The 20,831-nt window shown below is 60.4% G+C and carries 18 protein-coding genes; 7 read left to right on the top strand and 11 right to left on the bottom strand.

Translation table 11 applies throughout. The annotated features are described in order from the left end of the window. The first annotated feature begins 21 nt into the window (after positions 1-21). Both PRI8871_RS06670 and infB read left to right on the top strand, forming a co-directional pair. Positions 22-657 (top strand): RNA-binding protein, encoded by a 636-nt coding sequence (locus PRI8871_RS06670; protein WP_108885417.1) that lies wholly within the window; start codon positions 22-24, stop codon positions 655-657. Positions 658-666: 9 nt separating this feature from the next. Beyond that, positions 667-3,198, top strand: a complete 2,532-nt coding sequence (gene infB / locus PRI8871_RS06665) for a translation initiation factor IF-2 (RefSeq protein WP_108885416.1) — start codon at positions 667-669, stop codon at positions 3,196-3,198. Between the two features lie 56 nt (positions 3,199-3,254). Here infB and PRI8871_RS06660 read toward each other — a convergent pair whose 3' ends face one another. Continuing rightward, a complete protein-coding gene (locus PRI8871_RS06660) occupies positions 3,255-4,019 on the bottom strand; it encodes a DeoR/GlpR family DNA-binding transcription regulator (protein WP_108885415.1) in 765 nt (254 codons plus the stop codon). 179 nt (positions 4,020-4,198) lie between these two features. Between PRI8871_RS06660 and glpD the strand changes: the two genes are divergently transcribed. Both glpD and glpK read left to right on the top strand, forming a co-directional pair. Continuing rightward, the gene (glpD, locus tag PRI8871_RS06655; RefSeq protein ID WP_108885414.1) at positions 4,199-5,782 is read left to right on the top strand and encodes a glycerol-3-phosphate dehydrogenase; all 1,584 of its coding nucleotides are present in this window, start codon (positions 4,199-4,201) and stop codon (positions 5,780-5,782) included. A 22-nt stretch (positions 5,783-5,804) separates the two neighbouring features. Further along, positions 5,805-7,292: a glycerol kinase GlpK gene (gene glpK, locus PRI8871_RS06650; RefSeq protein WP_108885413.1), complete on the top strand. Its 1,488-nt coding sequence runs from the start codon at positions 5,805-5,807 to the stop codon at positions 7,290-7,292. A gap of 88 nt (positions 7,293-7,380) precedes the next feature. Here the strand turns inward: glpK and PRI8871_RS20115 are convergent, their stop codons facing one another. From PRI8871_RS20115 to PRI8871_RS06635, 4 genes are all read right to left on the bottom strand, one after another. Further along, positions 7,381-7,515, bottom strand: coding sequence for a hypothetical protein (locus PRI8871_RS20115; protein ID WP_281258612.1), 135 nt, complete (start codon positions 7,513-7,515; stop codon positions 7,381-7,383). Positions 7,516-7,667: 152 nt separating this feature from the next. Continuing rightward, on the bottom strand, positions 7,668-8,066 hold the full coding sequence (gene mutT, locus PRI8871_RS06645) for an 8-oxo-dGTP diphosphatase MutT (protein WP_108885412.1): 399 nt from the start codon (positions 8,064-8,066) through the stop codon (positions 7,668-7,670). Next, positions 8,063-9,289: a bifunctional glutamate N-acetyltransferase/amino-acid acetyltransferase ArgJ gene (gene argJ, locus PRI8871_RS06640; RefSeq protein WP_108885411.1), complete on the bottom strand. Its 1,227-nt coding sequence runs from the start codon at positions 9,287-9,289 to the stop codon at positions 8,063-8,065. Before argJ ends, mutT begins: the two co-directional genes overlap by 4 nt. Beyond that, on the bottom strand, positions 9,290-10,126 hold the full coding sequence (locus PRI8871_RS06635; RefSeq protein WP_306418441.1) for a peptidylprolyl isomerase: 837 nt from the start codon (positions 10,124-10,126) through the stop codon (positions 9,290-9,292). It abuts the gene before it with no gap. 188 nt (positions 10,127-10,314) lie between these two features. On the opposite strand from PRI8871_RS06635, the gene secA reads away from it, so the two are divergent. From secA to PRI8871_RS06620, 3 genes are all read left to right on the top strand, one after another. Then, entirely contained in the window at positions 10,315-13,035 is a 2,721-nt protein-coding gene (gene secA / locus PRI8871_RS06630) for a preprotein translocase subunit SecA (RefSeq protein ID WP_108885883.1), read from the top strand. 143 nt (positions 13,036-13,178) lie between these two features. Next, positions 13,179-14,135 carry a translocase gene (locus tag PRI8871_RS06625; protein WP_108885409.1) on the top strand — a complete coding sequence of 319 codons (957 nt, stop codon included), beginning with the start codon at positions 13,179-13,181 and terminating at the stop codon, positions 14,133-14,135. Between the two features lie 21 nt (positions 14,136-14,156). Then, positions 14,157-15,716 (top strand): substrate-binding domain-containing protein, encoded by a 1,560-nt coding sequence (locus PRI8871_RS06620; protein WP_108885408.1) that lies wholly within the window; start codon positions 14,157-14,159, stop codon positions 15,714-15,716. On the opposite strand, the gene radC is transcribed toward PRI8871_RS06620, so the two are convergent. The 6 genes from radC to trxA form a co-directional block, all read right to left on the bottom strand. Further along, the gene (radC, locus tag PRI8871_RS06615; RefSeq protein WP_370741961.1) at positions 15,717-16,451 is read right to left on the bottom strand and encodes a RadC family protein; all 735 of its coding nucleotides are present in this window, start codon (positions 16,449-16,451) and stop codon (positions 15,717-15,719) included. A gap of 60 nt (positions 16,452-16,511) precedes the next feature. Beyond that, positions 16,512-17,189: a D-lyxose/D-mannose family sugar isomerase gene (locus PRI8871_RS06610; RefSeq protein WP_108885406.1), complete on the bottom strand. Its 678-nt coding sequence runs from the start codon at positions 17,187-17,189 to the stop codon at positions 16,512-16,514. 119 nt (positions 17,190-17,308) lie between these two features. Beyond that, positions 17,309-18,613: an ATP-dependent protease ATPase subunit HslU gene (gene hslU / locus PRI8871_RS06605; protein WP_108885405.1), complete on the bottom strand. Its 1,305-nt coding sequence runs from the start codon at positions 18,611-18,613 to the stop codon at positions 17,309-17,311. Between the two features lie 44 nt (positions 18,614-18,657). Further along, positions 18,658-19,212: an ATP-dependent protease subunit HslV gene (hslV, locus tag PRI8871_RS06600; protein WP_108885404.1), complete on the bottom strand. Its 555-nt coding sequence runs from the start codon at positions 19,210-19,212 to the stop codon at positions 18,658-18,660. A 76-nt stretch (positions 19,213-19,288) separates the two neighbouring features. Continuing rightward, the gene (locus PRI8871_RS06595; RefSeq protein ID WP_108885403.1) at positions 19,289-20,434 is read right to left on the bottom strand and encodes an amidohydrolase; all 1,146 of its coding nucleotides are present in this window, start codon (positions 20,432-20,434) and stop codon (positions 19,289-19,291) included. 63 nt (positions 20,435-20,497) lie between these two features. Continuing rightward, complete coding sequence (trxA, locus tag PRI8871_RS06590) at positions 20,498-20,821, bottom strand: thioredoxin (protein ID WP_108885402.1); 324 nt, start codon at positions 20,819-20,821, stop codon at positions 20,498-20,500. Between the last annotated feature and the right edge of the window lie 10 nt (positions 20,822-20,831).

The following is a 20,831-nucleotide window of genomic DNA, read 5'->3' as shown; positions in this document are numbered from 1 at the left end:
CCAGAAACCAGAGGGCCTGAAATGTCACGTGGCGGTCAAAATAGCGAAGGGGATGCCCTGTCGGAACGCAAATGCATTGCGACCGGCGAAACGGCTCCGAAGGCTGGGTTGATCCGCTTTGTGGTAGGCCCGGACACGCAGGTGTATCCCGATATCCTGGAACGTCTTCCGGGTCGGGGCATCTGGGTATCGGCGGAAAAGGAAGCACTGGAAACAGCGATTGCGAAAAAGCTGTTTTCCCGCGCAGCCAAACAACCGGTCAGCATTCCCGATGGTCTGCTGGCCGATGTGGAACGCCAATTGGTACGACGTGTTGTCGATCTGATTAGTCTGGCCCGGAAATCGGGACGGGCGGTTGCGGGCTATGAAAAGGTTAAAACCTGGCTCGACAAGGAAGAGGCCGAAGTCCTGATCCAAGCAACAGACGGGTCGGAACGTGGTAAAACGAAACTGAGCACACCGCATTTCGGAAGCTACATAGGCTGGCTTGCTGCGGAAGAGCTTGGGTTGGCCTTTGGGCGACAAACTGTGATACACGCCGCGCTAGGTGCTGGCGGACTCACGAAACGTGTTGTAGAGGAAGCCCAAAGATTAAAGGGCGTGCGTGTCGGAAGGTCCGACGCAGATGTCGGCGGCAAGGGCCGTCGGAAAGGATAAGAGAGCTTTATGAGCGATAACGACGGTAAAAAGACATTGGGTTTGCGCGGTGGATCCCGCTCGGGGAATGTGAAGCAAAGCTTCAGCCATGGGCGCACCAAGAACGTCGTGGTAGAAACCAAGCGCAAGCGCGTTGTGGTGCCCAAGCCGGGTGCCGCAAAGTCTGGCGGCGGTGGAAACCAGACCGGCGGTGGCCCTCGTCCCGGCGGCATCTCCGACGCTGAATTGGCTCGTCGCCTGAAGGCCGTTCAGGCCGCGAAAGCGCGTGAAGTCGAAGAAGCCGCACAGCGTGAAGCCGAAGAGAAAGCCCGCGCCGAAGAACGTGAGCGTATGCGCGCCGAGAAAGAGGCGAAGGAACGCGAACAGCGCGAGGCCGAAGAAAAGGCCCGTCAGAAAGCCGAAGAAGAAGAGCGCCGCCAGCGTGAGGCCCAAGAAGAGGCCGCGCGTGAAGCCGCTCTCAAAAAGGCTGAGGCTGCCAAACCCGCCGCTGCTGCTCCGGCAGCTGGCGCCGCCGCGCCTGCAGAACGTACGGCACGCCCCGCGCCCGGTGCGAACAAGCCCGGCCCGCAGGCTGCACAGCCGCGCAAAGCCGAACGTGAACGCGAAGAGCGTGGTCGCAGCACCCGTGGTCGCGACGATTCTGGCCGCCGCGCAGGCAAGCTGACGCTGAACCAAGCGCTTTCCGGCGAAGGTGGCCGTCAGAAATCCATGGCCGCGATGAAGCGCAAGCAAGAGCGTGCGCGTCAGAAAGCCATGGGCACGCAGCAACGCGAAAAGATCGTCCGTGACGTTCAGGTGCCCGAAACCATCGTTGTTTCGGAACTGGCGAACCGTATGGCCGAACGTGTGGCGGATGTGGTCAAATCGCTCATGCAGATGGGCATGATGGTCACTCAGAACCAGACGATCGACCAGGACACTGCCGAACTGATCATCGAAGAATTCGGCCACCGCATTCAACGCGTGTCGGATTCTGACGTTGAAGACGTGATCCAGACCGAAACCGACAAGGCCGAAGATCTGAAGCCGCGTCCGCCGGTCATCACCATCATGGGCCACGTTGACCACGGTAAAACCTCGCTTCTGGATGCGATCCGCAAGACGAAAGTCACCGCTGGCGAAGCGGGCGGTATTACCCAGCACATCGGGGCTTATCAGGTAACAACCGAAAGCGGCGCCGTTCTGTCGTTCCTTGACACACCTGGCCACGCGGCCTTTACTTCGATGCGCTCGCGCGGCGCTCAGGTAACGGACATCGTGGTTCTGGTTGTTGCGGCTGACGACTCGGTCATGCCGCAGACGGTTGAAGCCATCAACCACGCCAAGGCGGCCAAGGTTCCGATGATTATCGCGATCAACAAGATCGACAAACACGAAGCCAACCCGACCAAGGTCCGCACCGAACTGCTTCAGCACGAAGTCGTCGTCGAAGCCATGTCGGGTGAAGTTCAGGACGTCGAAGTTTCGGCCCACACCGGCCAAGGCCTTGATGAACTGCTGGAAGCCATCGCGCTTCAGGCGGAAATCCTTGAACTGACCGCCAACCCGGACCGCGCCGCACAGGGTGCCGTCATCGAAGCACAGCTTGACGTGGGCCGTGGCCCGGTTGCGACCGTTCTGGTTCAGACCGGCACGCTGCGTCAGGGCGACATCTTCGTTGTTGGCGAACAGTATGGCCGCGTCCGCGCGCTGGTGAACGACAAAGGCGAACGCGTTCCGGAAGCCGGTCCTTCGGTCCCGGTTGAGGTTCTTGGCCTCAACGGCACTCCCGAAGCGGGCGACGTGCTGAACGTTGTGGAAACCGAAGCGCAGGCGCGTGAAATCGCTGAATACCGTGCTCAGGCCGCGAAAGATAAGCGCGCCGCTGCCGGTGCCGCGACCACGCTGGAACAGCTGATGCAGAAGGCCAAGGACGACAAGGATGTTTCCGAACTTCCGATCCTCGTCAAAGCCGACGTGCAGGGCTCGGCCGAAGCCATCGTTCAGGCGATGGAAAAGATCGGTAACGACGAAGTGCGCGTCCGCGTTCTGCACTCGGGCGTTGGTGCGATCACCGAATCCGACGTCGGTCTGGCAGAAGCCTCAGGCGCGCCGGTCTTTGGCTTTAACGTGCGGGCCAACGCGCCCGCCCGGAACAGCGCCAACCAAAAGGGCGTTGAGATCCGGTACTACTCGGTCATCTATGACCTTGTGGATGACGTCAAAGCCGCCGCGTCGGGCCTGTTGTCCGCCGAGATCCGCGAAAAGTTCATCGGCTACGCCGAGATCAAAGAAGTCTTCAAAGTGTCCAACGTCGGCAAGGTTGCTGGCTGTCTGGTCACCGAAGGCGTCGCGCGTCGTTCCGCTGGCGTCCGCCTGCTGCGCGACAACGTTGTGATCCACGAAGGCACGCTGAAGACCCTGAAGCGCTTCAAAGACGAAGTCAGCGAAGTTCAGTCGGGTCAGGAATGCGGCATGGCCTTCGAAGCCTATGACGATATCCGCCCACGTGACGTGATCGAAATCTTCGAACGCGAAGAAGTCATCCGCACGCTGGATTGATCGCCTGTTGATCAAACGAACAAAGAAAGCCCCGTCAGATGATGACGGGGCTTTTTTCATGCCTCGGCGTAGATGACCTCAACGCCCCATTCTGCGCACTTGGCCCTGAGTGGTTCCGGCAGTGGCAAATCGGTGATCAGAACATCGACCTCAGACAATGGGGCGATTTTGGCGGGGGCATGGCGCGATATTTTGGAATGATCGGCCACCAGAAAAACACGGCGCGCTTGGCGAATGATCGTCTGGCTGACGCCCACCTCTTGGAAATCGAAATCGAGCAGGTCGCCGTCTTCATCCAAGGCCGAACAGCCAATCACCGCAATATCGAACTTGAAACGCGCCACCGCATCCTGCGTCAGCGGGCCGACCAATCCGCCATCTGACCGCCGGAGCGTTCCGCCCGTTAGCGTAATGTCACAATCGGGGTTTCTCACAAGAATGTTGGCGACGTTCATATTGTTGGTCACCACCATCAAGCTGCGATGAGCCAGAAGTTCCCGCGCGACGGCCTCAGTGCTGGTGCCGATGTTCAGGAACAAGGAACAGTCGCCCGGCACCTGCGCGGCGCAGGCTTTGGCGATGGCGCGCTTGGCCTCATCATTCATCGACTGTCGGTATTCGTACCCGATATTGACCGTGCCCGAAGGCAAAACCGCGCCACCATGAACGCGTTCCAAATGCCCGTTTTCGTCCATTTCCGCCAGATCGCGCCGGATGGTTTGAAGCGTGACACCAAAATGCTGGGCCAGATCCTCGACCTTCACGGCCCCTTCCCGCCGGGCAATATCCAGAATCTGCGTGTGCCGAAGCGATTGAGACATGGCGCGGCCCTCCTGCATTTTTGTTTAGACGCGCGGCAAGGCAACGCCAAGCGATTTTCTGATCGCAATGTTCGATTTATGGCAATAACGAACATTATAGAACTTTATCGAAATAATTTCTTGCGAATTTCGCAAAATTTATTAGTCATAACGCACATTTCAACCATTTGGGGCCCGCCATGGCACACCCACATGACGCATATGATCTGTTCATTATCGGCGGCGGTATCAATGGCTGCGGCATCGCGCGGGATGCAGCGGGGCGCGGTCTAAGCGTTGGGCTGGCTGAAAAGGGCGATCTGGCCTCGGCCACCTCCTCCGCCTCGACCAAGCTATTTCACGGCGGGCTGCGCTACCTTGAGTATTTTGAGTTCCGACTGGTCCGTGAGGCGTTGATCGAACGCGAAGTGCTGTTGCGGGCCATGCCGCATATCAGCTGGCCGATGCGCTTTGTCCTGCCCCTGCACAGCGGCATGCGCTTTGACAGCTCAACCCCCACATCGCGCCTGTTGCAAATGGTTATGCCTTGGATGAAGGGGCGCAGGCCCGCGTGGCTGATCCGGCTGGGATTGTTTTTGTACGATCACTTGGGCGGCCGTGAAATCCTGCCCGGAACACGCAGCCTATCGCTGAACGGCACGCCCGAAGGTGCCCCGCTACAAGACCACTACCGCCGCGCCTATGAGTATTCGGACTGTTGGGTTGAGGATGCCCGCCTAGTGGTCCTGAACGCCCGTGACGCCGAAGCACGCGGCGCAACCATCCTAACCCGCACCGAGGTCACTCAGGCGCGGCGAGAAGGCGACCTATGGGACGTTGAGGTAATGCGTAACGGCCAGCCCCAAACGATCAAGGCCCGCATGTTGGTCAACGCGGCAGGCCCTTGGTCAGCACATGTTTTGGGGGATATCGCCAAACTGCCAACCCGAGCGGGCATTCGGTTGGTGCGTGGCAGCCATATCGTCACGCGCCGCCTGTTCGACCATGACAAATGCTATTTCTTTCAGGGAACTGATGGCCGGATTATCTTTGCCATTCCCTATGAGGGTGATTTCACCCTGATCGGCACCACCGACACCGACCACGCAGATCCTGACCAGCCCCCGCGCTGCACCGATCAGGAACGCGACTACCTTTGCGCCTTTGCCAGCCGGTATTTCAAAACCGCGATCACGCCTGACGATGTGGTTTGGACCTATTCGGGTGTGCGCCCGCTATACGATGACGGCGCTGGCAGCGCATCTGCCGCGACCCGCGATTACACGCTGACGTTGGATGCAGACGGGCCGCCAATCCTGAACGTCTTCGGCGGCAAAATTACCACCTATCGCAAACTGGCGGAATCGGCGCTGCGGAAAATCGGGGCGTATCTGCCGAATGTCGGAACTGACTGGACCGCAGGCATTCCCCTGCCCGGTGGCGATTTCCCAATGGATGGGGTGCAGGCCCTGAGGGAGGCGCTGCGACAGGACTACCCGTTTCTGACCGCCCCTTGGGCCGCGCGTCTGATTCGTGCCTATGGCACCGAAGCGCGCTTGATCCTTGGTACGGCCAAAGCCGCCACAGACCTTGGCCAAAGTCTTGGCGCGACCCTGACCGCCGCCGAGGTCGATTGGCTGATCGACAAGGAATACGCCCAAAGCGCTGAGGATATCCTATGGCGGCGCAGCAAACTGGGCCTGCGCATGACGCCAGAGGACACAGACAAACTGGGCAACTATATCGCGCAGCGCCTTGCAACCAAGTCGCCCGCGACGGAATAATCACACCGAGGGAGGAGCGCATATGACATATATTCTGGCCATTGATCAGGGCACGACCTCGACCCGTGCAATCGTGTTCGGCGCGGATTACCAAGCCCTCGCGCAGGCCCAGCAAGAGTTCCCCCAGCACTTCCCCGCCAATGGATGGGTCGAGCATGATCCAAACGACTTGTGGACCACCACCCTGACCACCTGCCGCGACGCGATTGCCAAGGCCGGGATCGACGCCAGCCAAATCGCGGGTATCGGTATCACCAATCAACGCGAAACGACTCTGCTTTGGGACAAAACAACCGGCCAGCCGCTGCACAACGCCATTGTCTGGCAAGATCGTCGCACGGCGAACCTGTGCCGCAAACTGGAGCGTGACGGCCATGGGCCGATGATCTCGGACCGGACGGGCCTATTGCTGGACCCTTACTTCAGCGCGACCAAGCTGCGTTGGCTGCTCGACCATGTCGACGGCGCGCGGGACAAGGCCGCCGCCGGGCAGTTGGCCTTTGGCACCGTCGACACCTGGCTGATCTGGAACCTGACGGGCGGGCGGGCGCATGTGACCGACGCCACCAACGCCGCGCGCACGATGCTATACGACATCCGCAAAGGCCGCTGGTCCCGCACCATTAGCGATCTGCTTGAAATCCCGATGACCGTGCTGCCAAAGGTCCAAGACTGCGCAGGCGATTTTGGCACAACGGACCCGGCCTTGTTTGGCGGCGCAATCCCCATCCTTGGCGTCGCTGGGGATCAGCAGGCCGCCACCGTTGGTCAGGCCTGTTTCGCGCCCGGCATGATGAAATCGACCTACGGGACGGGCTGCTTTGCCCTGCTCAATACAGGCGAAGCGCCGGTTGTGTCCGAAAACCGGCTTTTGACGACCATTGCCTATCAGTTGGACGGCAAGCCGACCTATGCGCTGGAAGGGTCAATATTTGTTGCCGGTGCGGTGGTGCAATGGCTGCGGGATGGGCTGAAACTGATATCCAGCGCGGGCGAAACCCAGCCCTTGGCCGAACGCGCCGACCCGTCGCAGAACGTCATTCTGGTGCCTGCCTTCACCGGTCTTGGCGCCCCCTATTGGAACGCCGATTGTCGCGGCGCAGTCTTTGGCCTGACCCGCAACTCAGGCCCTGCCGAATTTGCGCGGGCGGCGCTGGAAAGCGTCGGCTATCAGACCCGCGACCTGCTAGAGGCGATGCAAGCCGACTGGGGCGCGGAGATGAGCAATCGGGTGCTGCGCGTCGATGGCGGCATGGCCAATAGCGATTATGCGATGCAATTCCTGTCAGACATCCTGAATGCACCGGTAGATCGACCGAAGGTGACGGAAACAACCGCCTTAGGCGCGGCATGGCTGGCAGGGCATCGCGCGGGGGTTTGGCCAGACCAAGACGCCTTTGCCGAAAGCTGGGCGCTAGAGCGGTCCTTTGCCCCGTCAATGCCCGAGGATCAACGGGATACCAAGTATCAGGCGTGGCAGCGCGCCGTACAGGCGACACTGGCGGTTTAGCCATCAAAAAAGGTGCGCTGAGTGGGCGCACCTTTCAGAAATCATTACATGGACCCAACCGCCGGAGTGAGATAGCGGCCAGATACCCTTATGCGGCAGCGTTAACCGGACGACCGGTGTACACTTGGGTGCCAACGCGGACGGAAAGACGGCCATCCGGCCAGCTTTTTTCCACGATGCCCTGAACCGAGATCCGGCTGCCAACTTCGATTGTCTTCAACATCTGTCTTCCTCCCCCGGAACACGTTGATCTGCACGACAAATTTATGACAGGACGGTGAACAAATCCATAATTCATTTGCGCATCGGCAGTAGATCTTTTGAGCATCCAAGGGGAAAAACGCACAAATATTAGCAGAACGGACAGATTGTCGCCTAAAGCCAATCGCGCAGGATTGGGATCAACGGCACGTCTGCGGCGGGCATCGGATAATCCCGCAACTCATTGACACGACACCATTTTAGCGCCTGGCCTTCGCGCGAAATCGGGGTTCCTTCCCACTTCCGGCAAGCAAATAACGGCATAAGAAGGTGGAAATCTTCATAGCTGTGACTTGCAAAAGTCAGCGGAGCGAGGCAGCTCGCCCATGTGTTGATTCCCAGCTCTTCTTCTAGCTCGCGAATCAGGGCCTGTTCCGGGGTTTCCCCCGGCTCAACCTTGCCGCCCGGAAACTCCCAAAGGCCCGCCATAGACTTGCCTTCGGGACGCTGCGCCAAAAGAACGCGGCCATCGCGGTCAATCAGCGCGACAGCCGAGACCAGTACAACCTTCACGAGCGATAGTCCGCGTTGATCGAGATATAACCGTGGGTCAAATCACAGGTCCAGACCGTGGCCTGACCCGTCCCAAGACCCAGATCCACGGTGATCGGAATTTCCTGTTGCTTCATGATCGCGGCGCCCTGCGCTTCGCGATACTCGGCTGACACCCAACCCTTTTCGGCAACCACGATATCGCCAAAGCGGATGCTCAGAAGGTCGCGGTCTGCCGCCGCGCCGGATTTGCCGATCGCCATAACGATACGGCCCCAGTTCGGGTCTTCACCGGCAATCGCGGTTTTGACCAGCGGCGAATTGGCAATCGCCATGGCGTGGGTGCGGGCATCGGCATCGGTTGCTGCGCCGGTCACGGTGATCTCAACGAACTTGGTCGCGCCTTCGCCGTCTTTCACGACTTGATGCGCCAGATCCAGGAACACGTCATGCACCGCTTGCGCGAACGCGGCATTGCCCGTGACATCCGCGCCCGACGCGCCCGTTGCCCCCATCAGCAGCGTGTCCGAGGTCGAGGTGTCGCTATCCACGGTGATGCAGTTGAAGGTCTTGTCCGCCGCGTCCGAAACGATGGCCTGCAAGTCAGCACGGCCAATTTTGGCATCGGTGAACACGTAAACCAGCATGGTCGCCATATCCGGCGCGATCATGCCCGAGCCTTTGGCCATACCGGCGATGCGCACGGTCTTGCCGTCCACCTCAACCTCGGCGCAAGCACCTTTGGGGAAGGTGTCGGTGGTCATGATGGCCTTGGCGGCGGGGGCAATTTTGCCCGCGTCCAGCGCCCCCACCAGATCATCGATCTTGGCGATGATGCGGTCATGCGGCAGACGTTCGCCAATCACCCCGGTCGAGCTGGTGAAGACACGGTTTGCAGGTAGGCCCGTCTTGGCGGCGACCGCCTCGCTGATGGCATCAACCGACCCTTCACCGGCACGCCCGGTAAAGGCGTTGGAGTTGCCCGAGTTCACGATAATCGCGGCACCGGCATCGCTGTCAGTGCCAATTTTCTTTTGACAATCCAGCACGTTCGCGGAACGCGTGGCCGACCGGGTAAATACCCCGGTCACCACGCTACCCGGATCGAGCATCGCCAGCATCACATCGGTCCGACCCTGATATCGCACCCCGGCTTCAGCCGTTGCAAAGCGAACACCATCAATGACGGGCAGGTTCGGAAAAGCCGCAGGGGCAAGGGGCGAAACGGATGTGATTTTGGCCATTTATTCCTCCAGAAGCTGGATGTTGCCGATCAGGGCGGTGTCGATCTGATCTTCGGTGACACGAGTGATATTGGCCGCGCCCGTCAGGTTGTCCAGATAGGTTTTCACGGCTTCTTGCTGAACACCATTGGCCAATTCGGCGCGAACGCTGTCAAGCGACGGGGCCTCTTGGACACGGGTTTCGTTCAGGATGATGACGTGCCAGCCGAATTGCGTCTGAACCGGGCCAGACACTTCGCCGGGCTTCAGCGTTTCAACGGCGGCCTGGAACGGCTCAACCATCATGCCGGGGCCGAACCAGCCCAACTCGCCGCCATTCGGGCCAGACGGACCGGTCGATTTGGCCTTGGCGGTTTCGGCGAAATCTGCGCCCGCTTTCAGCTCATCGACGATGGCTTGGGCTTCTTCTTCGGTTTCCACCAGAATATGCGAGGCGTTGTATTCAGTGCCCATCGCGGCGCTGGCGTATTGCGCGTCATAGGCGGCTTGCAGCGCCTCATCCGTCACGGCCTCAGAGGCGACCAGATCAACCACACCGCTGGCAATGGCGGCGCGGCGCTCGTTATCGACAGCCAGACGGACGCGCAGCGTTTCAACCGCTTTTTCGTCTTGCGACAGCAACTCCTGCTGGATCAGCTGATCCAGAATGCCACTATACAGCACCTCGGCAGGCAGCTGGTCATACTGTTCAGGCAGGGTCGAGCGAACAAGGATCAGGTGGCCAAGGGTGATGTCCGCACCGTTCACGGTGGCAATAACCGTGTTGGCGTTCGGCGCATCCTCGGCAAAGGCGGGCGCAGCAAAGGCCATAGCGCAGGCAATTGCAGAAATTTTCATGAGACGTTTCGACATCGGTGTCGTCCTTCTGGGCAGGCCGCGCGGTCGGCGGCGTTGACACGGGTCAGACCGACCCTTACATCGCGAAAGGCGCTGTAAGACCGATCATTGCCCTGTTTCATATGGGTGATACGAAGGACGGGCAAGCAGATGCCGCACACGATGATGTCAGACGTGAAAGAGAGCTTATGCTGGGTATCGGAAAACTCGCCACCAAGGTGTTCGGAACTGCGAACGACCGGAAAATCAAGGCGACCCGACCGCTGATTGCCAAGATCAACGATCTGGAAGCAACCTTCGAGCCGCTCTCGGACGAAGATCTACAAGCCAAAACCGTCGAATTCCGCGGTCGGCTGGAAAATGGCGAAACGCTGGACCAGCTTCTGCCCGAGGCTTTCGCCACCTGCCGCGAGGCCGCGAAACGCGCCTTGGGCCTGCGTGCCTTTGATGTGCAGCTGATGGGCGGGATATTCCTGCATCAAGGCGACATCTCGGAAATGAAGACCGGTGAAGGTAAAACGCTGATGGCGACCTTCGCGGCCTATCTGAACGCACTGACCGGCAAAGGCGTGCATGTTGTTACGGTGAACGATTACCTCGCCCGTCGCGACGCCGAATGGATGAGCAAGGTCTACGGCGCGCTTGGCCTGACCACCGGCGTCATCTACCCGCGTCAGCCCGAGGCCGAGAAAAAAGAGGCCTACGCCTGCGACATCACCTATGCCACGAACAACGAACTTGGCTTTGACTATCTTCGCGACAACATGAAGTCCGAACTCAGCCAGATGTATCAGCGCAACCACTATTTCGCGATTGTGGACGAGGTCGACTCGATCCTGATCGACGAAGCTCGGACGCCGCTGATTATCTCGGGGCCCAGCCAAGACCGCAGCGATCTGTACAAATGGATCGACCGCATCGTTCCCGAACTGCACGACGATCACTACACGATCGACGAAAAATCACGCAACGTGACCTTCACCGACGAAGGCAACGAATTCCTGGAACAGCAGTTGCGCATGCGCGGCCTGCTGCCCGAAGAGCAATCGCTGTATGATCCTGAAAGCACCACGCTGGTCCATCACGTGAACCAAGCGCTGTCGGCGCATAAGCTGTTCACCAAGGACAAGGACTACATCGTCCGCGACGGCGAAGTGATGCTGATCGACGAATTCACCGGCCGCATGATGCCGGGCCGCCGCCTGTCGGACGGTCTGCATCAGGCGATTGAGGCCAAAGAAGGCTGCAAGATTGAGCCTGAGAACGTCACGCTGGCCTCGGTCACCTTCCAGAACTACTTCCGCCTGTATGAAAAACTGGGCGGTATGACCGGCACGGCCCTGACCGAAGCCGAAGAATTCGGCCAGATCTACGGGCTGGGTGTGGTTGAGGTTCCGACCAACAAGCCCATCGCGCGGATTGACGAAGACGACCAAGTCTATCGCACCGCCCGCGAAAAATACGAAGCCATCGTGCGCACCATCCGCGAAGCGCATGAGCGCGGGCAGCCGATCCTTGTGGGCACCACCTCGATTGAAAAGTCCGAAATGCTCAGCCAGTTGCTGACGCAGGCCGAACTGAAGCACAACGTTCTGAACGCGCGTCAGCACGAACAAGAGGCGCAGATCGTCGCCGATGCCGGTAAGCTGGGCGCGATCACCATCGCCACCAACATGGCCGGTCGCGGGACCGACATCAAACTGGGCGGCAACGTCGAATTCAAGATCATGGAGGCCATCGCCGCCAATCCTGAGGCCGACCCAGAAGAGATCCGCACCAAGATCGAAGAAGAGCACAAGACCGACGAACAAGCGGTCAAGGACGCCGGGGGCCTGTTCGTTCTGGCCACCGAACGCCACGAATCGCGCCGCATCGACAACCAGCTGCGCGGCCGCTCGGGCCGTCAGGGGGATCCGGGCCGGTCATCCTTCTTCCTGTCGCTGGAAGACGACCTGATGCGCATCTTCGGGTCTGAGCGTCTGGAAAACGTTCTGTCCAAGCTGGGCATGAAAGAAGGCGAAGCCATCGTTCACCCTTGGGTGAACAAATCGCTGGAACGCGCTCAGGCCAAGGTCGAAGGTCGTAACTTTGACATTCGTAAGCAGCTTCTGAAATTCGACGACGTGATGAACGATCAGCGTAAGGTGATCTTCAGCCAGCGCCGCGAAATCATGGAGGCCACCGATTCAAACGAAATCATCCGCGACATGCGCGTTGATGTGATCGACGATCTGGTGGATCAATACATCCCCGCCAAAAGCTATGCCGATGAATGGGATGGCGAAGGTCTTTACGCCGCCGTGATCGAAAAGCTGGGCATGGATGTGCCGGTCATCGCTTGGGTTGCCGAAGAAGGCGTAGACGATGCCGTCATCCGCGAACGTCTGGAAGAAGAATCCGAAAAGTTCATGGCCGAGAAGGAAGAGGCCTTTGGCCCCGACACCATGCGCCAGATCGAAAAGCAGGTTCTGCTTCAGACCATCGACGGCAAATGGCGTGAACACCTTCTGACGCTGGAACACCTGCGCTCGGTCGTGGGCTTCCGTGGCTATGCGCAGCGTGACCCGCTGAACGAATACAAGACCGAAGCCTTCCAGCTGTTCGAATCGATGCTCGAAAGCCTGCGCGTCGACGTTTCGCAAAAGCTCAGCCACGTGCGTCCGATGACCGAGGAAGAGCAGCGCGAAATGATGCAGCAAGCCTTGGCGCAGCAGGCAGCCGCTGTTCAGGCAGCCGCAGCCCCTGCCGCCGCACCAGCCGCCGGTGACGCCCCGCAAGAGGCCCCCACCCCGCTGTTGGCCGGATTCGATGAAACCGACCCGACCACTTGGGGCAATCCGGGCCGCAACGACCCGTGCCCCTGCGGCTCGGGCAACAAGTTCAAGCATTGCCACGGCCGTCTGGCCTAAGGCGAAACCGAACAGGATCACGGGGGCGGATTGTCCCCGTGGTCGCACAAGTGCCCCGCTCTGAACAGATTCGGGCCACTGACCCGCCCTCTTTATGAATCAATGTCCCAACGTTATCGGAATCGATCCGAAGAGGTTGAGACATGTCTAAAGTTAGATCCGCAATTCTTGCTCTTGGCACCATGATGATGGCCTTGGCGATCGGATTCGTGATGCAACAATCCGCCCCGGTGGCAGATTCCCGCGAATACACGGTGGCTAGCTTTGTCCCAACCTCATCGGCTGTGACCGACGCCCCGGTTGAGGAAGCCGCGCAAGAACCGGTGATTCTGGCAGCCGTCACGCTGGACCCGGCGCCCGCGCCGACCGAGACGACCAAGCCTTTGGCCCCCATTGAGACCGCTGAAACTGCGGCACCGGCCTGCGACATCAGCCTGACTGCCACCGCCGCCCCGGCTGCCATGGTAACGTTGGCGCTGTCTGCCCCGTGCCAGCCCAACAGCTTTGTCACCTTCCACCATTCCGGCCTGATGTTCGACGCGCAAACCGACGATGCCGGCGCACTGACCGTTCAGGTGCCTGCCCTGTCCGAAGCGGCGGTCTTTATCGCCGCCTTCGATTCGGGCGATGGCGCTGTTGCACAGACTCAGGTGCCCTCTCTGCCCTTTTATGACCGCGTCGCCGTCCAATGGAGCGGCACCTCAGGCGTTCAGCTTCATGCCCGCCAGTTCGGGGCCGCCTATTGGTCAGCCGGTCACATCTGGAACGACAACGCGGGCGATCCTGTCACCGCATCAACGGGCGAAAGCGGCTTTCTGACCCAACTGGGCACGCCCCAGTCGACCACCGCGCTTCAGGCTGAAATCTACAGCTACCCCGCCGGAACCACCCGTCTGGAAGGTACAATCGCCCTGACGGTCGAAACCGAGATCACCGAAGCCAACTGCGGCAAGCCGATTGAGGCCCAAACGCTGGAACTGCGCGAAGGCGGTGCGCTCAGAACGCAGGATCTGACGGTCGAAATCCCGGATTGTGCGGCCACTGGCGACTTTCTGGTGTTGAAAAACATGCTCGAAGACCTGACAATCGCCCTCAACTAACAGGGTGTAGGCGGGCGCTTCATGAAAGCACTGCGTGCGGCGGGATACGCCGCATTTTTCTTTTTATGGGTTGCAACCGGGCTTGCAGCGCAGGACGTGAACTTGCGGTCGCACGATGGCGCGGTCGAAATCTCTGGCACCCTGCTTGGGTTCGACGGAGAGTTCTATCGCGTCGATAGCATTTATGGCGAACTGACGGTCGACGGGTCGGGCGTATCCTGCGAGGGGCCGGGCTGCCCGGATTTGCTCAACTTCGTGGCGGAAATGACGGTCTCGGGGTCGTCGACCATTGGTCAGGTTCTGATGCCCGCCCTGATCGAAGCCTTCGCCCTGCGCAACAACCTGCGCGCCGACCGTGCACAGAATGAAGACGGCCAATTCACCTATACCCTGTCCGAAAAAGACAGTGGCGATGTCAAAGGCCGGTTCCTGTTCCGGGTGACCAATACCGACGAAGGCTTTGCCGACCTGCTGGCCGATGAGGCCGACATCGTGATGTCCCTGCGCGAAATTCGCGAAACCGAAACGGTATTGGCCCGCGAGGCGGGCCTAGGTGATCTGCAAGGCCCCAACCGCAACCGGGTTCTGGCGCTGGATGCCATGGTTCCTGTCGTCGCCCCCGCCAATCCGGTCAACGCGATATCCTTGCACGATCTGGCGCGGGTTCTGGGCGGGCAAGTCACCAACTGGGCGCAACTGGGCGGCGAAGATGCCCCGATGACCGTCCACCTGCGCGACGAACGGTCCGGCATTTCCCAAGCGGTTGAAGACCGACTGTTGTTGCCCGCCGATCTGGTCTTATCCGCCACTTTGACGCGACACGGCACGAACGAAGCGCTGGCGCAGGCGATTGCCGATGATCCCTTCGGGCTGGGCATTGTCAGCTATTCCGAGATTGGCAATACCAAGCCACTGATTTTAATCGGCGAATGCGGCTTTTCCCTGCGCAGCACCCGCCGCACCATCAAAACCGAGGACTACCCGCTCACCGCGCCGATGTTCCTCTATATGCCCGCGCGGCGCCTGCCGAAACTTGGGCGCGATTTCCTGTCCTTCACCCGCAGCCCCGTCGCCCAAATCGTGATCCGCCGCGCCGGGTTCGTCGACCAAGCCCCCGAGGAAGTGCCAATCGACAATCAGGGCGACCGCCTTGCAAATGCCGTTCTGGTGGCCGAGGGCGACGATGGCCTTGCAAACCTCAAGCGCATGATTGACGTGCTGACCCCGATGAAGCGCCTGACCACATCGTTCCGGTTTGAGGCAGGCTCGGCCCGGCTCGATGCGCAAAGCCGGTCGAACGTGCAGCAATTGGCCCGATCGCTTGAGGCGGGCGAATATGACACCCGCCGCCTGCTGTTTGTCGGGTTCAGCGATGGCGTCGGCCCGGCTGAACCCAACTTGACCATCGCCCGCCGCCGCGCCGAAGCGGTGCGCAATGCCGTGCTTGAGGCCGCCGAGACCGCCAATCTGAACCGGCTGGACGTGGATATCGACGCTTTTGGCGAAGCCATGCCGATGGCCTGCGATGACACGCAATGGGGCCGCCAGGTCAACCGCCGGGTCGAGGTTTGGGTGCAGTAACTAGAGCAGCCCTTCAGAACGAAAACTCACCTCACGCGACCGCCCGATCACCAGATGATCGTGCAACACAATCCCCAAGGCACTGGCCGCGCGATCAATTTGCTGGGTCATATCGATGTCCGACGCGCTTGGCGTCGGATCACCCGACGGATGGTTGTGCACCAAAATCAACGCTGAAGCATCCAGCGCCAAGGCCCGTTTGACCACCTCACGCGGATAAACCGGCACATGGTCAACCGTCCCTTCGGCGACCGCCTCATCCTCAATCAGCACGTTTTTGCGGTCCAGATACAGCACCCGAAACTGTTCGCGCGACCGATGCGCCATGGTGGTCTGACAATAGCCAAGCAGCGCGTCCCAGCTGGACAGCACATGCCGCCGCATCACCCGCGCCCGCGAAAGCCGGTGCGCTGCGGCTTCAACGATTTTCAACTGTGTCACGACCGATTCCCCAACCCCTGCCACTTCAAGCAAGCGATCGGCAGGGGCCGAAACAGCGCCATTGAAATCGCCGAACTGATCCAACAGCGCCCGCGCCAAAGGCTTCACATCGCCGCGTGGAAGCGCCCCGAACAGCACCAGCTCCAGCAGCTCATAATCCGGCATGGCATCGGCCCCGCCGTCGCGAAACCGCGCACGCAACCGTTTGCGGTGATCCGCGATATAGGATGGCAACCGCTGCCCCGGCACCAAAACCGGCGTCCCTTCAAACAGCGGCAGCCCAGATTCGGCCATGTGCATCGAGTCGCTCATGACCACAGGCTGGCGCAAATCTGGTAAACAGGCCGTTAATGCCTAGAGATGTGTGTCATAATCCGACACCAACAGATGAACCGGCGCTTCATCCTCTTCGACATTCGAAAACCGGCCAATCGGCATTTCAAAGATGTTGTCGGTCAGATCGTCATTCACGGTCGACACCTCGCCAATCAGCACATCGCCGCCCTCGCCCCAGAACGCATGCCAATCGCCGGGGTTCAAGGTCACGCTTTCGCCCGGCTCCAGCTTCAGCAAGCCGCCCGCCTGAACCGTCCGCACAATCCCATCGACCATGACAGACACGGCCGATCCGCGATCCACACCGCCATCGGCTGACATCTTATACAGCTCAAGCACCAGCTTGCCGCCACCACGGTTGATGATGTCTTCGACTTTCACCTCATGCCGGTGCATCGGGCTCAGCTGATCTTTGCGGGAAATCATGATCTTTTCAGCATAAAGCATCGCGCTGCGCTTGCCCAAATCGGCGTTCAGCCCATTGCGCGTGGTGAACAGGAACAGCCCCATCTCATCAAACTTTTCCGCGCCATAGTCGGTGATATCCCACCCCATGCGCCGCTGCTTGATCTGGGCATGATCGTTGGCCTTGAACGCCTCAGGCGTCCAATAGGCAAAGGGCGGCATGACATACCCGTGCGAGCGGATGAACGCGTCGCTTTCCTTCAAAATCTCATTGATGCGCGACCGTTTCATCGCTGCCTCCCAAAACTGATTGCGCAAACATACAAAAGGACTGGTGCGCTGCCCAGCCCTTTCATCTTTCTCTTAAATACTCGGGGGAGCCGCCCAAAAGGCGGCGGGGGCAAAGCCCCTTAAAGAACGTAACGGCTCAGATCCGTCGATTTGGTCAACTCGCCCAAATGCTGATCCACAAACCCGGCATCCACGGTCACGGCCTGCCCTGGCTGATCCGGAGCCGAAAAGCTCAGATCCTCGAACACCCGTTCCATCACCGTATACAAACGACGCGCGCCGATATTCTCGATGCTCTGGTTCACCTCCGCGGCGATACGCGCCAGCGCGGCAATGCCATCGTCGGTAAAGGTCACCGTCACTTCTTCGGTGGCCATCAGCGCAGTATACTGACGGGTCAGCGCATTGTCCGTTTCGGTCAGAATGCGCACAAAGTCCTTCTCGGTCAGCGCCCGCAGGTTCACCCGGATCGGCAAACGGCCCTGCAATTCCGGCAACAGGTCCGAAGGCTTGGCAATGTGGAACGCACCCGAAGCGATGAACAGGATATGGTCGGTCTTCACCGGGCCATGCTTGGTCGACACGGTGGTCCCTTCGATCAGCGGCAGCAGATCGCGCTGCACACCTTCGCGGCTGACATCGCCGCCTCGCGCATCGGACCGAGCGCAAACCTTGTCGATCTCGTCAAGAAACACGATGCCGTTTTGCTCAACCGCCTCAAGCGCGGCAGTCTTGACCGCCTCATCATCCAGCAGCTTGTCGGCCTCTTCGCCGATCAACACCTCATAGCTTTCGGCCACGGTCATCTTGCGGCGCTGAGTGCGCCCACCCATCTTGCCGAACAATTCGCCCAGATTGAGCATCCCCATATTACCACCCGGCTGGCCGGGAATGTCGAACATCGGCAGCGGGTTCGATGTGTCCGCCACGTCCAATTCGATCATCGTGTTATCAAGCTCGCCCGTCTTCAGCTTGCGGCGGAACATATCGCGGGTGCCGTCGCGGGCATCTGTACCGGCAATCGCGTCAATCACTCGCTCTTCGGCATTATGGTGCGCGGCGGCTTTGACATCCTCGCGCATGTGTTCGCGCGTCATCGCGATGGCCGCGTCCACCAGATCGCGGACGATCTGCTCAACATCGCGGCCCACATAGCCCACTTCGGTGAACTTCGTCGCCTCAACTTTGATGAACGGCGCACGGGCCAGCTTGGCAAGGCGGCGGCTGATCTCGGTTTTCCCAACGCCGGTCGGCCCGATCATCAGGATGTTCTTGGGATACACCTCATCGCGGAGATCATCGGGCAGTTGCTTGCGCCGCCAACGGTTGCGTAGGGCCACGGCAACGGCGCGCTTCGCATCGCCTTGGCCAATGATAAAGCGATCAAGCTCAGAAACGATCTCGCGCGGGGTCAGGTCGGTCATAGGTTTTCCTTGTCTGTGCGGCTGCTCAACTCGGGGTCCGAGGTTCAGCCTTCAATCGTTTCGACGGTCAGCTTGCCGTTGGTGTAGACGCAGATGTCGGCGGCAATCGCCATCGCATCACGCGCCACGGTTTCGGCATCCTTGTCGCTGTCCATCATCGCGCGGGCAGCCGCGAGGGCAAAGTTCCCGCCCGAACCAATGGCGGCCACGTCATGTTCCGGCTCCAGGACATCGCCAGCGCCGGTAATCACGTACAGTTCGCGGCCATCGGTGACGATCAGCATCGCCTCCAGCTTTTGCAGGTACTTGTCGGTGCGCCAATCCTTGGCCAACTCCACGCTCGCGCGCTGCAATTGGCCGGGCGTTGCCTCTAGCTTGGCTTCCAGCCGTTCCAGCAGGGTGAAGGCATCGGCGGTCGATCCGGCAAAGCCGCACACCACGTCATAGCCACCGGGGGACAGGCGGCGCACCTTGCGGGCGGCGCCTTTGATGACGGTTTGGCCAAGGCTGACTTGGCCGTCACCGGCCACCACCACCTTGCCGCCTTTGCGGACGCCGATAATCGTTGTGCCGTGCCAGCCGGGGAAATCGTCGCTCATGGGGTCTCCTTTGTCTTGCACCCTATATGGAAGGGCGCGGCGGGGCAGACAAGGCCCGGAGCTTTTTGCGCAGGGTTTAGCCGAGGATGTCGCGGGCAATCCGGTCAAAGATCCGCGCGCCGATGGCAATCAGATCGTCGGGGAAATCGTAATCGGAATTGTGCAGCGCCGGATGCACCTCGCCCGATCCAAGATACAGCATCGCCGCCTTGGCCGAATGGCCAAACCGCCCGAAATCTTCGGACGCGCGCATGGGGCAGCCTTGCCCGTCCTGCGACATCCCCAGCGCCGCAACGGCGGCTTGCGCGATCTGCGTTGCCTCGGGGTGGTTTTCGCTGTGCAGGAACACGTCCTCATACTGCCAATTCACGACCAGCCCGTGCGCATCAGCCGCGCTTTGCGCCAACGCCTCAGCCGCTGTGCAAAGCGCATCCATCTGCGCATCCACCAGCGTGCGCAGGGTCACCCAAACCTCTCCGTCGCCGGGGGCAATGCCAAAGGCAGGTTCGCCCAGCCGGGCATGCGTCACGGTCGCCAACCGGAACTCCGCATCGCCCAAAGCGCCCCGCGATAGGGCCGCAAGCGCGGGCATCAGATCAGCCATCGCAGGCATGGGCGAGGTGCCATTTTCAGGCTCGGACGCGTGCGCCTCTTTCCCGCGAAAGGTGATCCGCATCCCACGCGATGCGCAGGCAATAGGCCCGTCGGTCAGCCCCACATGGCCCAGCGGCAGGCCGGGGCGATTGTGCAGCGCAAAGGCATAGTCTGGTGCAATAGAGTCGAAGTTCGCATCGGCAATCACATCCGCCGCCCCTGCGCCGGTTTCCTCAGCCGGTTGGAACAGAAGAACCACACGCCCCCGTGCAGGCCGCTGACGCGCCATCAAACGCCCCAAGCCCGCCAGAATGGCCATATGCCCGTCATGCCCGCATAGATGCGCCACACCGCGCGCCTCAGACGCATGCGGAACGCCCGACCGTTCGGCGATGGGCAGCGCGTCCAATTCGCACCGAAACAGCACCGTCGGACCGTCGCCCGCACCCACGAACACCGCCGCGACCCCATGGCCGCCAAGCCGGGTGATCACCTCATCCGCCAGCGGCGTCAGGGCATCGACAATCCGGCGGGCGGTCCCGGCCTCTTGCCCGCTAACTTCGGGGCTGCGGTGCAGATCACGGCGCAGCGCGATCAACTCGGCGATATCGGAATTGGTTAACGTCATGGCACCCCAAATGCAAAAAGGCCGCCCCTTCAGGCGGCCCCTTCTTACAGCATATTGCCCAAATCAGGCGATGCTTTCTTCGATCCAGCTTTGCAGAGCGGCCTTCGGCGCGGCACCTGCGCGGTTCGAAACGACCTGACCGCCTTTGATGACGAACAGCGCCGGAATACCGCGAACGCCCATCATGGCGGCGGTGTTCGGGTTCTGGTCAACGTCGACCTTGGCGATCTTGACCTTACCACCCAGTTCGTTCGACAGCTCTTCCAGAGCCGGACCGATCTGGCGGCACGGGCCACACCATTCAGCCCAGAAATCCACCACAACGGGGATGTCCGAGTTCTTCACTTCTTCTTCAAAGGTAGCGTCGGTGACTGCGACGGTGGCCATGTCGGTTCTC

The organism is Pseudoprimorskyibacter insulae, assembly GCF_900302505.1.
Lineage (GTDB): Bacteria > Pseudomonadota > Alphaproteobacteria > Rhodobacterales > Rhodobacteraceae > Pseudoprimorskyibacter > Pseudoprimorskyibacter insulae.
This window is presented reverse-complemented; position numbering and strand designations above follow the sequence as displayed.